This window comes from Acinetobacter sp. 1125_18A, assembly GCF_052824985.1.
The window spans coordinates 80,382-94,270 of record NZ_VTDG01000011.1 but is presented as its reverse complement, the minus strand read 5'-3'; the positions used below and the strand labels follow the sequence as shown (position 1 = coordinate 94,270).

The 13,889-nt window shown below is 39.0% G+C and carries 12 protein-coding genes; 3 read left to right on the top strand and 9 right to left on the bottom strand.

Translation table 11 applies throughout. From position 1 onward, the window contains the following. Positions 1-2 precede the first annotated feature (2 nt). The 9 genes from FY049_RS17345 to rimO all read right to left on the bottom strand — a co-directional run bounded on the left by FY049_RS17345 (position 3) and on the right by rimO (position 10,098). Positions 3-488: an OmpH family outer membrane protein gene (locus FY049_RS17345; RefSeq protein ID WP_004719741.1), complete on the bottom strand. Its 486-nt coding sequence runs from the start codon at positions 486-488 to the stop codon at positions 3-5. A gap of 43 nt (positions 489-531) precedes the next feature. Continuing rightward, positions 532-3,105 (bottom strand): outer membrane protein assembly factor BamA, encoded by a 2,574-nt coding sequence (gene bamA, locus FY049_RS17340; protein ID WP_327857280.1) that lies wholly within the window; start codon positions 3,103-3,105, stop codon positions 532-534. A gap of 36 nt (positions 3,106-3,141) precedes the next feature. Further along, on the bottom strand, positions 3,142-4,497 hold the full coding sequence (gene rseP, locus FY049_RS17335; RefSeq protein WP_224963653.1) for an RIP metalloprotease RseP: 1,356 nt from the start codon (positions 4,495-4,497) through the stop codon (positions 3,142-3,144). 2 nt (positions 4,498-4,499) lie between these two features. Continuing rightward, positions 4,500-5,696: a 1-deoxy-D-xylulose-5-phosphate reductoisomerase gene (gene ispC, locus FY049_RS17330; protein ID WP_446084055.1), complete on the bottom strand. Its 1,197-nt coding sequence runs from the start codon at positions 5,694-5,696 to the stop codon at positions 4,500-4,502. After that, positions 5,697-6,521: a phosphatidate cytidylyltransferase gene (locus FY049_RS17325; protein ID WP_004719733.1), complete on the bottom strand. Its 825-nt coding sequence runs from the start codon at positions 6,519-6,521 to the stop codon at positions 5,697-5,699. After that, entirely contained in the window at positions 6,521-7,273 is a 753-nt protein-coding gene (gene uppS, locus FY049_RS17320; RefSeq protein WP_004719730.1) for a polyprenyl diphosphate synthase, read from the bottom strand. The genes FY049_RS17325 and uppS overlap by 1 nt, the downstream gene beginning before the upstream one ends. Before the next feature lie 7 nt (positions 7,274-7,280). Next, positions 7,281-7,835, bottom strand: coding sequence for a ribosome recycling factor (frr, locus tag FY049_RS17315; protein ID WP_004719727.1), 555 nt, complete (start codon positions 7,833-7,835; stop codon positions 7,281-7,283). 125 nt (positions 7,836-7,960) lie between these two features. Next, positions 7,961-8,689 (bottom strand): UMP kinase, encoded by a 729-nt coding sequence (pyrH, locus tag FY049_RS17310; RefSeq protein WP_004719725.1) that lies wholly within the window; start codon positions 8,687-8,689, stop codon positions 7,961-7,963. A gap of 65 nt (positions 8,690-8,754) precedes the next feature. Further along, a complete protein-coding gene (gene rimO / locus FY049_RS17305; protein WP_004719723.1) occupies positions 8,755-10,098 on the bottom strand; it encodes a 30S ribosomal protein S12 methylthiotransferase RimO in 1,344 nt (447 codons plus the stop codon). 363 nt (positions 10,099-10,461) lie between these two features. On the opposite strand from rimO, the gene glnL reads away from it, so the two are divergent. From glnL to FY049_RS17290, 3 genes are all read left to right on the top strand, one after another. Then, complete coding sequence (gene glnL / locus FY049_RS17300; protein WP_034613940.1) at positions 10,462-11,568, top strand: nitrogen regulation protein NR(II); 1,107 nt, start codon at positions 10,462-10,464, stop codon at positions 11,566-11,568. Beyond that, positions 11,558-13,042 (top strand): nitrogen regulation protein NR(I), encoded by a 1,485-nt coding sequence (gene glnG, locus FY049_RS17295; protein ID WP_004719719.1) that lies wholly within the window; start codon positions 11,558-11,560, stop codon positions 13,040-13,042. The genes glnL and glnG overlap by 11 nt, the downstream gene beginning before the upstream one ends. A gap of 120 nt (positions 13,043-13,162) precedes the next feature. Next, positions 13,163-13,879 carry a hypothetical protein gene (locus FY049_RS17290; protein WP_327857281.1) on the top strand — a complete coding sequence of 239 codons (717 nt, stop codon included), beginning with the start codon at positions 13,163-13,165 and terminating at the stop codon, positions 13,877-13,879. The last annotated feature ends 10 nt before the right edge of the window (positions 13,880-13,889 follow it).

Here is a 13,889-nt window from a genome sequence, read left to right as displayed (position 1 = left end):
GATTATTTAATTGCATTAACCTTTTGGATCATTTTAGCAGTTAAATCACTCTTTGCGTCATAAGCAAGTGCTGAATTTTTATTCAAAACAAAGTCTAATCCACCTTCTTGGCGCAATTGTTCAGCAACTTGCTTTACACGAGCCTCAAAAGTTGCATTAGTGTTTTGAATTGTACTTTGTACTTTAGCCTGAACACCTTGCTGAATCGTTTGGAATTCATTCACTTTTGCTTGGTATTGCGCATTAATTTGTTGAACATTTGCACCTTGAGCCTGTGCTTTTTGTTTCAATGCTTCAATATCTTTAGTGATTTGTTCAAGCTTCGTGGTTTGCGGCTTAACCGATTGTTCTAAACTTGCATTCTGTTGCTTTAAGTAGGTGCTACTTTCTACAACTTTTTCTAGGTCAACCACACCAAAACCAGCGGCTTGAACCAATCCAGCAAAACCCAAACCTAAGCCCATAATGGCCATTTTCATTGTTTTCATCATTGTTCCTTATATTAAGTTAAATCTCGTAAAAAGATCGTACTTAGAAAGTACGACCAATCTCGAATTGAATATTTTTAGTTTCATCACCTGGTTTGTCATTCAATGGGAATGCATAACTCAACGAAAGTGGGCCAATCATGGTAATCCATGTAAAGCCTACACCCACGCTATAGCGCATGTTACCAAAGTCAAAATCATTATTGTCTTTACAGTACTGTTTTGCATTAATTGGTGTTTTTGAACCATCCAGATAAAGATCACCAGTCGCTGTACTACAGTCTGTATCAAAGACTTGTGCACCTTCAGCAAAAATCACAGGACGAATCTGACGCGCCCAATCACCCTTGAATGGAACAGGTAAAGCCAATTCTGTACCAAATTGTATTAAAGCATTACCACCGACTTCTTCTGGGTCGTAATCTTTGGTTTTTCTTTCGTTATAGGTCACACCAGGGTATTTTGGACCCAATGTACTGTTGTCATAACCACGGACTGAACCAAAACCACCTGCATAGAAGTTTTTATAGAATGGTAAATCATTACCATAACCCAACTTACCGTAGCCACGTAATACGAAATCACGGCCTAATGGGAAATAAGTCTGTGCATCATAAGTAACTTTTTGATATTCAACATCACTACCTGGTAATGCGATTTCAGCATTAACACGATGTGAAGTACCGTTTGTAGGGAAAATTGGACGGTTCAGTGTATTATATGACCAACCCAAGTTTAAATTATAAGTTAAGAACTTACCTTCAAAGGCACTTCCATACTCATCTAAGGCCAATGAATTAAACTTATCATCAACACAGTTAGTTGCTAAATCATAGCCTTCAGGCAGTGGATTTGGTGGTGTATTCCCTTTTTCAGTATCAATTTCTTTTTGTGACTTATATGAACCATCACAATAACTACTTGTATCTGTTTGCTTACCACCATGCGCTAACAAATAATCGCGTACATAGGTAGAAACATAAGCACCAGTGGTTACTTTAGTTTGGTCAATGTTTAGGCCCGCACTAATATTTTGGTTTTCATCAATTGGATAACCAAATGTAACACCACCACCAATACTATCCGTCACATAGTTGTTAACGTTATAGTCATCATTCAACTTGGTTTTACGGTAGTACATGTTATAACCGCGGCTGACACCATCAATAGTAAAATATGGGTCAGTGACACTTAAATTATAGTAATCTTGGGTTTCTGAACGAGATAAATCGATAGAAACACGATTACCTGTCCCCATAAAGTTGGTTTGACTTAAACCTGCTTGGAATGTGATACCACCATTCTGAGAATAACCTACAGCCAATGTACTGGTACCAGAATGTTGCTCTTCAACATCAATATTCAAGTCCATTTGATCTGGCAAGTTCGGTACACGAACAGGTTTAACATCAACTTTACTAAAGAAACCAGTACGTTCTAAACGAACTTTAGACAAGTCAATTTTTTCGTTACTTGCTAAAGCACCTTCCATTTGGCGCATTTCACGACGTAATACTTCATCCGCAGTTTTAGTATTACCGGTAAAGTTAATACGACGCACAGTCACTTGTTGACCAGGATTAATATAGTAATTTAAGTCAACAATATGGGTTTCATTATTGATTTCAGGAACTACATTTACTTCTGCATAGTAGTAACCCGCATTACCGTATTTACGGAGTAGTAACTGCTTTACAGCATTGACTTTTTCTTGAGAATACGTTGTGCCATCTTTATAGATTTGCAGCGCTTTTAAATCTTCAGTTTTATAAAGTGCATCACCTAAAAATTTAGATTCGCCAAATTTAAATTGCTCGCCTTCATTGACTGAAACTTCAATAAAGATATGTTTTTTATCTTCACTAAGATTTAAATTTGAACTGTTAATATCAAAATTAATATAACCTTTATTGAGATATAGCGCACGCAATGACTCTAGACTTGCTGACATTTTTTCACGTGCATAACGGTCATTTCGAGAAATAACCGATAACCAGCCACTTTCTTTTACCGCAAACGCCTGTTTAATGTCGTCTTCTTTAAATACGGTATTACCAATAATATTGATATCAAAAACCTTTGCAGGCTTACCTTCATTAAAATTGATATTCAATTCAACGCGGTTATTTGGTTGAGCAACTTGTTCAACTTTAATATCTGCATCATAACGGCCTTGTTGAGCATATTGCTGCTCTAACTCAGTTTCTAAAGTTTGTAAGGCAGATTTTTTAAGCACTTCGCCTTCGGCCAAGCCCATTTTCTTTAAACCATCCGCCAAAGCTTCTTTGGGAATCAGTTTATTGCCTTTAAAATTAATTTTTGAAATTACTGGACGTTCAATCACTTTAAACACCAAGACACCGTCTTGGTTAGATGCTTGTATATCATCAAAAAGATTTGAAGCATATAAAGCACGAATTGAATCCGCAATTGCAGGATCATTGACACGGTCACCACTATTTATTGGTAAAAGTGCAAGAACATTTTGTTGCGTTAAACGAACCAAGCCATCCACACGGATATCACGTGCAATGAACTCATCTGCCGCTTGTACTTGCTGTACAGCTGCCATCGCACTAACGAGCGCTAATGGCATAAATAAATGTGAGTGCTGCATGCCTATTATTTTCCAGTAAGTTAATCCACAATTGCGTTATAAACGCATAAAATCATTAAATATTGCAAGAAGCATCATGCTACCAAGCAGTACCATACCAATTTTTAACCCAACCAATTGTATTTGTTCAGAAACAGGCTTACCACGAATTGCTTCAATAATGTAATAAACCAAATGACCGCCATCTAACATCGGGATAGGCAATAAATTTAAAATCCCCAAACTCACACTCATCAAAGCCATAAATGAAATGAATGTTTGCCACCCCATTTCAGCGCTTTGACCGGCGACTTTTGCAATAGTAATTGGACCCGACAAATTATCTAAGCCAATTAAACCACGCACCATCTTCACCATCGAATTCAAAATCATTGCTGAAAGTTGTCCAGTCTTTTCAACAGCAACAACAAAAGCTTCAGCAGGATTATATTGAATTGTTTGTTTATATTCAGTAGGAATTGTCAGTTTATCAGTCTGTGCTTGCACACCCAACATACCTGTTACATTTCCCATATTGTCACGTTTACCTTGCGGCATTACTTGTAAATGTACAATCTGCCCTTGGCGCAACACATCAACTTTAAGTAATTTTTCAGGTGATTTTTGTACCACATCTACCACATCAAACCAATCTTTCATTTTCACTTGATTGATCGAAATGATTTGATCACCTTCTTTCATCCCTTGACGAATCGCAGCGCCATCACTACTTAACTTATAAACAGTTGCAGGAATCTGTGGACGATATGGGGTAAAACCTAGCACATCAAATGGTGACTGACTTTGGTCTTTTAAGAAATTCTTGATCGGTAAAGCAAAACTCTGCGGCTGACCATTGCGCTCAACTTGAACATCGATATGACCTGTTTCACCAACACGATCAACAATGGCATAGTTGAGTTTTTCCCAAGTGCTGACATCTGTTCCATCTACAGCAACAATTTTATCGCCAATCTGCATTTGAGCTGTTGCAGCAGGTGTATTGGGTAGAATTACACCAACACGAGTATTTAATTGCTCTTGTGCAGGAAGAAATAGAATCCAAAATAGGACTATTGCAAAAATCAAATTGATCAATGGACCTGCAGCAACAATCGCAATACGCTTCCATGGGGCCTGACGGTTAAATGCAAACGGTAAATCTTCAGCACTAACATTCCCCTCACGCTCATCCAACATTTTGACATAACCACCCAGTGGTAATGCTGAAAGTTGATATTGGATGCCTGATTTTTTCGATGTCCACTTCAACAAAGTTGGACCAAAACCAATCGAATAGACCAGTACTTTTACACCGAGTTTACGTGCAACCCAATAATGTCCAAATTCATGAATTGCAATCAGCGGACCAAGTAAGAATATGGCAGCAACAATGATAAATAGAACACTCATGATCAGCTTCCCAATTGTGTAATGCGTTGTGAAGCAACTTGGCGCGCAAGTTGATCTGTCTGCAAAATCGTGTCAATCGAATCTGCCAAACCATTTTGAACGTGATTTAAGGTATGTTCAACCACTTGTGAAATTTCTAAAAACGCAATTTTTTGCTGTAAAAAAGCACTCACAGCAATTTCATTAGCAGCATTGAGAATAGACGGTGCCAATCCACCCGCCTGCATAGCATTTCGAGCCAGTTTAAGCGATGGAAAACGCGTAATATCTGGCGCTTGAAAATCGAGTTGTGAATGGACAAATAAATCCAGAGGCGGGACATGAGTTTGAATCCGCTCAGGCCATGCAAGTGCATGCGCAATCGGCGTACACATATCAGGATTACCCATTTGAGCCAAAGTTGAACCATCCACATATTGAACCATTGAATGAATGATACTTTGTGGATGAACAACAACTGTAACAAATTGTTCTTTAATTGAAAATAAATGACATGCTTCGATCAATTCTAAACCTTTATTCATCAGGGTTGCAGAATCTACCGAGATTTTTTGTCCCATCGACCAATTTGGATGTTTACAGGCTTGTGCAGGTGTTACGGTTTTTAATTGTTCTAAACTAAAACTTAAAAATGGGCCGCCTGAAGCAGTCAACAAAACTTGCTTGACCCCCAATTGAGGCTCACCATTGGGTTGAATCTGTAAATAATTTTGAGGAAGACATTGAAAAATAGCATTATGTTCAGAGTCGACAGGCAGTAACAAAGCATGATGATCTTTAGCTGCTTGAAGCATAATATCGCCAGACATCACCAAGGCTTCTTTGTTGGCAAGTAAAACGCGCTTACCTGCTTTCACTGCGGCTAAAGTAGGCAACAATCCTGCTGCACCAACAATTGCTGCCATCACTACATCTACATCAGGATGTTCCGATACGGTAATAAGCCCTGCTTCATCTGTGAGGATTTCGATATCAAAAATATGATGTATAGCAAGTAGCTGTTGTAACTCATCTACTTTATCCGATGGTACAACAACACATTTCGGTCGATATTGTTTGCATATTTCACTGAGTTCTTTGATTCGACTAAATCCAGTCACTGCAAAAACTGAATACTGGTCCGAATGCTGTTGTAAAATTTTTAAAGTACTGCGCCCAATAGAACCTGTAACACCTAATATACAAACAGATTGTGACATCTATAAATCTACACCAATAAGTTTTAAAACATACATGCCAGCCGCAAAAAACGGAGCCGCAGCAAGCAATGAATCTATACGATCAAGCACCCCACCATGTCCTGGAAGGATACGACCTGAGTCTTTAATTCCTGCACGACGTTTAATCATAGATTCAAACAAGTCGCCAAGCACAGAGCTAAACACAGTCACAATAGACAAAACTAGGAAAAGAATATGTTGTGGAAGCGTTAAATGTAGATAAATCGATTGAACCACAATGATCACAATCGCAACAGTGACAATCCCACCAATCAAACCTTCAATTGATTTGTTTGGACTCACATCTGGTGCAAGTTTACGCTTACCAAATTTACGCCCAACAAAATATGCACCACTGTCCGCGCCCCAAACTAACAGGAACAGGTACATCAACCACCAAGGCGAGCTTTTCCAAACTTCAAAAATAGCGGTAACAGCGGCACTGATTAAAACCAAGCCAACAATATTTAAAGTGATATTGTACCAGCCATCGTATTCAGGATAATGTTTTACCCAGTACAGACTACACAACCAAGTGAGAATAGAGGCACTCCAAAGAATAAGCGCCAAATCATTAAAATATAATGCTAACCCTGAAAAAAAAGCGGTCAATACACCGAATCCAGCAGCTTTTATTTTCTTCACATGGTCAGATTCATGTGGCATGAGTTTAAACCACTCATAACCTGCTGCCCCAGCTGCGATAATCATTAACACTAACATTGGATATTGAGATTTTGTTGCAAACATACAACTCAGTACAACTGCCACCAATACCAATGCGGTTATAATCCGCTCTAACATTATAAATTCTCTATATGTTCTTGTTGAATTTGTTCAGAGGTTTTTCCGAAACGTCTTTCACGCCCTGAAAAAATATTGAACGCATGATCCAACTCTTGCACTGTAAATTCTGGCCATAATGTCTCAGTAAAATATAACTCAGCGTATGCAGCCTGCCACAGTAAGAAATTAGACAGTCGGTAATCACCGCCTGTACGAATCAATAAATCCACGGGTGGCAAATCCCCCAAACTTATTTGTTGTGCAAATAACTCAGTATTGATTTGATTCACATCAATTTGTTGATCTTTAACCTGTTGCGCAAGTTTACGTGCAGTATCTGCGATATCCCACATACCACCATAGCTAATTGCAATTGTTAAAGTCATGTTACTGAACTTAGCAGTCCTTTGTTCAGCATGCAACATTAATTCACGTAGCTCTGGAGAAAGCCGACTACGATCACCAATAAATCTCAACGAAATTTCGAATTTTTCCATCCGTGGAATTTGCTCATGAATTGTGTCTTCCAACAATTTCATTAACAAATCAACTTCATACTGTGGTCGGTTCCAGTTTTCACTTGAAAAAGCAAACACAGTAAGCGCTTGAACGCCAACTTTACGGCAATGCTCTACAATCGGATCAAGGACATTTTTACCTTCACGGTGTCCGTCACCTTTTTGCAGTTGTTTCTTTTTTGCAAAACGATTGTTGCCATCCATGATGATGGCAACATGTTTTGGAAGATGGTTGTCTTCAGATGTGGTCATTTAAATCTTAGACCTTCATCAATTCAGCTTCTTTCGCAGCAAGACGTTTGTCCACTTCAGCAACAAATTTATCGGTAATTTTTTGGATATCATCACCTGCACGACGTTCATCATCTTCAGAAATTTCTTTATCTTTTAATAATGATTTGATATCGCCTAAAACATCACGACGAATGTTACGAATCGCAACTTTGGCATTTTCTGCTTCGTTACGTGCAACTTTCTGCATATCTTTACGTGTTTCTTCTGTCAAAGCTGCCATTGGCACACGAATCGCATCAGCAGTTACTGGGTTTAAGCCCAAATCTGATTCACGGATTGCTTTATCAATTGCAGAAACCATTGAACGTTCAAATGGTTGAACTAACAAAGTACGTGAATCTTCAACACCCACGTTAGCCACTTGGTTTAACGGCACGTCAGAACCATAGTAAGGAACCATAACTCCATTTAGGATCGATGGATGCGCACGACCTGTACGAACCTTTGCAAAACCATGTTCCAAAGACTCCAATGACTTATTCATACGGTCTTCTGCGTCTTTTTTAAGATCGTTAATCATATGATCTTCCTTACTTATTTATCTAAATGTGTATGAGGTCTAATGACATTTCATAAACAGGCGAAGTGTCAATACACCCTAATCTAAAATTGCAGTAGTATAAAGAGCTTTACTACCCACGTACATTAGTTTGTAACGTGAGTGCCCTCTTTTTCGCCCATTACCACAGAAAGCAAAGCACCAGACTTGTTCATATCAAATACTTGAAGTGGCACATTGTGATCGCGGCATAAGCAAATTGCAGTTAAATCCATGACACCAAGTTTCTCATCTAAAACTTCATCAAAACTTAAATGGTCATATTTAACAGCATCATCATATTTGCTTGGGTCTTTATTGTAGACACCATCAACTTTAGTGGCTTTTAAAATAAGATTTGCTTCAATTTCAATACCACGTAAACACGCTGCAGTATCCGTTGTAAAGAATGGATTACCTGTTCCTGCAACAAATACACACACCTCACCTTGAGTTAAGTGGCGAATTGCATCACGGCTTGAATAGGCTTCAACTACTGCACCAATTGGTAATGCTGACATTAAACGGGTTTTGATGTTACGGCGAACCAAAGCATCACGTAATGCTAAGCCATTCATTACTGTGGCAAGCATACCCATTTGGTCACCCGTTACACGGCCAACCAAACCATCTTTTTGCAATTGACTACCACGGTATAAGTTACCACCACCCACCACGATACCCACTTGCACACCCAAACCAACCAAGTGAGCAATAGATAAAGACATTTGATCTAAGACTTGGGCATCAATCCCCATGTCTTTATTACCCGCAAGCGCTTCACCCGAAAGTTTCAGCAAAATTCGCTCATAGCGTGGCTTTTTAGAATCTAACATCACAAAACTCCAATACTTATATCTACAATTTTATTCGTATTTAATCAAATCGAAATCGGCAACACTTAAGCTGATTTAACGCGAATCAACTTGGCAAATAAATCGTATTCATCTGCATCTGTAATTTCGACTTCAAGTAAATCACCAGCTTTTATCACTGACTTATCAATATCTTCAACAAAAACATTACCATCAATCTCAGGTGCATCTGCATAAGAGCGAGCAACTGCGACTGGGAATTCTTCTTCAAGATCATCCACTAAAACTGTCATGGTTTGGCCAATACGACTTTGCAGTTTTTCAGCAGAAATCGCTTGTTGAACTTCCATAAAACGTTCATAGCGTTGTTGCTTAATTTCTTCAGGAACATGATCAGGCAAATCGTTGGCTGTTGCGCCTTCTACAGGTGAGTAGGTAAAGCAACCCACACGATCAAGTTTCGCCTCTTGCAACCAGTCCAATAACATTTGAAAATCTTCTTCAGTTTCACCTGGAAAACCCACGACAAATGTTGAACGAATAACCAATTCAGGACATTTTTCACGCCATAATTTTAGACGTTCCAAGGTGTTTTCACTATGAGCTGGTCGCTTCATCAATTTTAAGATGCGCGGACTGGCGTGTTGAAAAGGAATGTCTAGATACGGAAGAATTTTACCCTGTGCCATTAAGTCAATCACCGCATCCACATGTGGATATGGATAAACATAATGTAATCGCACCCAAATCCCTAACTGACCGAGCGCTTCGCACATGTCATAGAATTTGGTTTTAACAGGCTGACCATTCCAAAAATCAAGCTTATATTTGGTATCTACACCATAAGCGGAGGTGTCTTGAGAAATCACCAAGACTTCTTTTACACCCGCTTTTTTTAACGCCTGTGCTTCATTTAATACAGAGCCAACAGGACGTGACACAAGATCACCACGCATGCTTGGAATAATGCAGAATGTGCAACGATGGTTACAGCCTTCTGATATTTTTAAATAAGCATAATGTTTAGGTGTTAAACGAATACCTTGCTCAGGTACAAGATCTACAAAAGGATTATGTTTCGGTGGTTCTGGAACATACTGATGGACAGCTTCCATCACATCTTGATACGCCGCCGCACCTGTCACTTTTAAGACATTTGGATGCATCTGGCGAATTTTATCTTCATCTTTACCCAAACAGCCTGTGACGATCACACGACCATTGGCGCTCATGGCTTCACCAATTGCGTCTAAAGACTCTTGTACTGCAGATTCAATAAAACCACAGGTGTTCACAACAACTAAATCAGCACCTTCATAATCTGATGCAACATCATAACCTTCAGTCTTTAACTGCGTTAAAATGCGTTCAGAATCTACCAATGCCTTAGGACAACCTAAAGATACAAAACCGACTTTGGGGGACTTCATGAATCTGCGCTCCACTATAATCCGCGTATTGTATGACTTTTCAAGAGATAAAAACAGGTGGAAACTGCACTCTTTGTATAATGCACCAAAATACATCCAATCAAATAATTAAATTACTACAATGCACCATTTTGGAACAATATAATGATAGCGTAATATGAATGCAGGTTTTTACACTTGAATAAAGCGCAGTAAATGCGCAATTTTTATCATTCATGTAAGAAAACTGCGCAGTATTTAAAAGTTGGCGTGCATCTTGCTTTATATCAGGACGATTTAACCGATTCAATCACCCATGTTCGGAAAAATAGAAAACGAGGTGCAGATGCCATTGCGCTATTTAAAGACAGGAAAGCTCTGCTAATGGATCAATACCCAACAATTGATTATAGATTGCTGGTGGATAATTTAACCACTGCAATTCTTTTGGTCGATTGTAATTTAAATATTTTTTATCTTAATTCATCATGCGAAGCATTGTTTGATATTAGCTTGCTTCGTGCGGCAGGTCAGCCAGTGATTAATATTTTACATGCACCAAATGATAGCTTTAATACCTTGGAAGCATTAAACAACTCAATAAAAACAGGTCAAGCCTATACACGCCGTGAAGCGATTATCAATGTTAACTTTAAAGACATGCATGTTGATTATTCCGTATCACAGTTAAATACAGGAAGACCCTATCACCCATTACTATTAATTGAATTAAATCCGATTGATCGGATGCTTAAAATTTCTAAAGAAGAAAACCTGATTCAACAACACCAAGTTGCACGGCAACTGATTCGAGGTGTTGCACATGAAATCAAAAACCCATTAGGTGGAATTCGTGGTGCAACTCAACTGCTTGCTCGTAGTTTAAACGATCCACAATATGCGGAGTTCACCGATATTATTATCAGTGAAGTCGATCGTTTAAGAAACCTTGCTGATACTATGCTGGGTTCACGTCAGCTCCCGAGCTACGAACTGGTCAACGTGCATGAACCGCTTGAACGTGTTCGCTCTTTAATTGTAAATCAAACCAAGAAAAAAATTAAAATCACACGAGACTATGACCTTTCATTGCCTGATGTCAAAGCAGATCGCGATCAACTGATTCAAGTGATGCTCAATATTAGTGTCAATGCGGTACAGGCGATGACTGAGAATCGTGAGTTTTTTATTGATCATCAACCTGAACTGATGTTGCGTACACGCATTCAACGTTTGGTGACGATTAATGGCGTACTGAATAAATCAGCCATTCGTATTGATATTGAAGACAATGGCCCTGGTGTTCCTGAAGAAATTTTAGAATCCGTGTTTTATCCGCTTGTGACTGGCCGTGCCAAAGGAACAGGTCTTGGCTTAAGCATCGCACAAAATATCATGCATCAACACAACGGAATGATTGAATGCCAATCCGTTCCTGGAAAAACAGTATTTAGCTTATATCTACCTTGGGAGTCTAACCATGTCGCATAATAAAATTTGGGTGATCGATGACGACCGTGCTATGCGTTGGGTCTTGGAAAAAACATTTAAAGAAGAAGGCTTTGATGTCACCAGTTTTGAAGAAGCACAATCTGCTTTAGATCAGCTTCCAAGCAATGCGCCAGATGTCATTCTCACTGATATTCGTATGCCCGGCATTGATGGTTTAACCTTCCTAGGAAAAGTCAAAGGAAGTTATCCTGATCTGCCTGTGATTATTATGACAGCACACTCAGATTTAGAATCTGCAGTATCGAGCTATCAAACAGGTGCTTTTGAATATCTACCAAAACCTTTTGATATTGATGAAGCACTTGCGTTGGTGAATCGTGCCATTTTGCACATCAACAAGCTGCAACAACAAGAATCTGCCAAAGTCACCCCAATTCAATCTACTGAGATTATTGGTGAATCCCCTGCAATGCAGGAAGTTTTCCGCGCCATTGGACGTCTATCTCAATCGCATATTACCGTATTGATCAACGGGGAGTCTGGGACAGGTAAAGAGTTAGTTGCGCATGCTTTACATCGCCACTCACCAAGAAGCAGTAAACCATTTATTGCTTTAAACATGGCAGCTATTCCAAAAGATTTGATTGAAACTGAATTATTTGGTCATGAAAAAGGTGCATTTACTGGTGCCAATACTCAACGCCAAGGTCGTTTTGAACAAGCCAATGGTGGAACCTTATTCTTAGATGAAATTGGTGATATGCCATTTGAAACACAAACACGTCTACTCCGTGTTTTGGCAGATGGTGAATTTTATCGTGTTGGTGGTCATATTCCAGTTCGTGTTGATGTTCGTATCGTGGCAGCAACACATCAAGATTTAGAAAAGTTGGTCAATGATGGCCGTTTCCGTGAAGACTTATATCATCGCTTAAATGTCATTCGTATTCATATTCCTAAACTTGCTCATCGTTCTGAAGATATTCCGATGTTGGCACAACACTTCTTGGCACGCGCGGGTAAAGAACTCGGGGTTAGTCCAAAAATTTTACGCCCAGAAACGCAAGAGTATATTCAAAAACTGCCTTGGCCAGGCAACGTACGTCAACTCGAGAATACCTGCCGCTGGTTAACTGTGATGATCACAGGCCGTGAAGTTTATCCAGAAGACTTACCGTCAGAATTAAAACAAATTCCAATCAATAAATCTGATGATCAAGGTCAAGCGCAAGCTGGTATCGACCGTGTTGCATTACATCATTGGGATGAGTTACTGGCGCAATGGGCGATTCAAAAGCTTAAAAATGGTGAAATGAAAATTTTAGACATTGCCACCCCAATGTTTGAACGTACTTTGATCATCGCAGCACTTCAACAAACCCGTGGTCGTAAACGTCATGCTGCTGAACTCTTAGGTTGGGGGCGTAACACTTTAACCCGCAAACTCAAAGAATTAGGTATGGATTCTGCTGAAGATGATGAAGAGGAAGACAAAACTGTTTTAGCCGAATAATAAGCCATTCATAAATATAAAGTTTACTCCAACCATATTTCGTAAGAATATGGTTGTTTTTTATTGGCTCATGGTGAAAAATAGCCTCGTGAAATTTAAACTTTATCGTCTAGGATAAAAATGAACAAAACTGTTGTTTTACTTAGCTTACTTTCTATTTTTAGTGTTGCTTGTTCTAAAAACAAACCGCATGACAGTTCTGAACATCAAGCAGAAGCACCAGTGGTTAAAAAAGTACATAAAGCAGCCAATTCAGATAATTGCTTTAAGTTAGAACCCAACAAACAGTTTACTCTAAACAACAATGAAGAGACAGAAATCCAGATTGTTCCCACAACCTTTAACAATCAGAATGCGATAGCAATCGTTAGACAAGGCGCAGGTGTGCGCACAGATTATATCTACGATTTAACTGGCCGTACCATGCTTGCAAACTTAGACTATGGTATTGCTGCGCTCGGATCAAATCCTAATGATGTGCTGGTAAAAACCACCTATCAAGCCCCGCTTCCAACATTCCCATCCAATCTCAAACCACAGCAAAAGTTCCAAATGACGTATAACGCAGTCATTGAGTCGCAAATGGATAACAATGATAAGTCTGAAAACAATAAGACGATTGACTTAGTATTTGTAGGGTTTGAGGATCTGACTTTAATTGACAATGATGACAATACCTTAAAGTTCGATAATGCATGTCATTTCATTTCTCAAATCGGAGATGAAACATTGGATGAATGGTATGCTGAAGGATATGGGCAAATTAAATATGTTAAAAAGAAACAGAATGGCGACGTAAAAAGTAGCGAAGCAATTGGGGATGACCCTAAGCCTTAATTAAAATCAG

Excerpts from the sequence above, each read along its gene's own strand:
- FY049_RS17345 (WP_004719741.1), bottom strand. The coding sequence starts at position 488 with ATGAAAACAATGAAAATGGCCATTATGGGCTTAGGTTTGGGTTTTGCT.
- glnG (WP_004719719.1), top strand. The coding sequence starts at position 11,558 with ATGTCGCATAATAAAATTTGGGTGATCGATGACGACCGTGCTATGCGT.
- rimO (WP_004719723.1), bottom strand. The coding sequence starts at position 10,098 with ATGAAGTCCCCCAAAGTCGGTTTTGTATCTTTAGGTTGTCCTAAGGCA.
- frr (WP_004719727.1), bottom strand. The coding sequence starts at position 7,835 with ATGATTAACGATCTTAAAAAAGACGCAGAAGACCGTATGAATAAGTCA.
- glnL (WP_034613940.1), top strand. The coding sequence starts at position 10,462 with ATGGATCAATACCCAACAATTGATTATAGATTGCTGGTGGATAATTTA.
- pyrH (WP_004719725.1), bottom strand. The coding sequence starts at position 8,689 with ATGTTAGATTCTAAAAAGCCACGCTATGAGCGAATTTTGCTGAAACTT.
- FY049_RS17290 (WP_327857281.1), top strand. The coding sequence starts at position 13,163 with ATGAACAAAACTGTTGTTTTACTTAGCTTACTTTCTATTTTTAGTGTT.
- uppS (WP_004719730.1), bottom strand. The coding sequence starts at position 7,273 with ATGACCACATCTGAAGACAACCATCTTCCAAAACATGTTGCCATCATC.
- bamA (WP_327857280.1), bottom strand. The coding sequence starts at position 3,105 with ATGCAGCACTCACATTTATTTATGCCATTAGCGCTCGTTAGTGCGATG.
- rseP (WP_224963653.1), bottom strand. The coding sequence starts at position 4,497 with ATGAGTGTTCTATTTATCATTGTTGCTGCCATATTCTTACTTGGTCCG.
- FY049_RS17325 (WP_004719733.1), bottom strand. The coding sequence starts at position 6,521 with ATGTTAGAGCGGATTATAACCGCATTGGTATTGGTGGCAGTTGTACTG.
- ispC (WP_446084055.1), bottom strand. The coding sequence starts at position 5,696 with ATGTCACAATCTGTTTGTATATTAGGTGTTACAGGTTCTATTGGGCGC.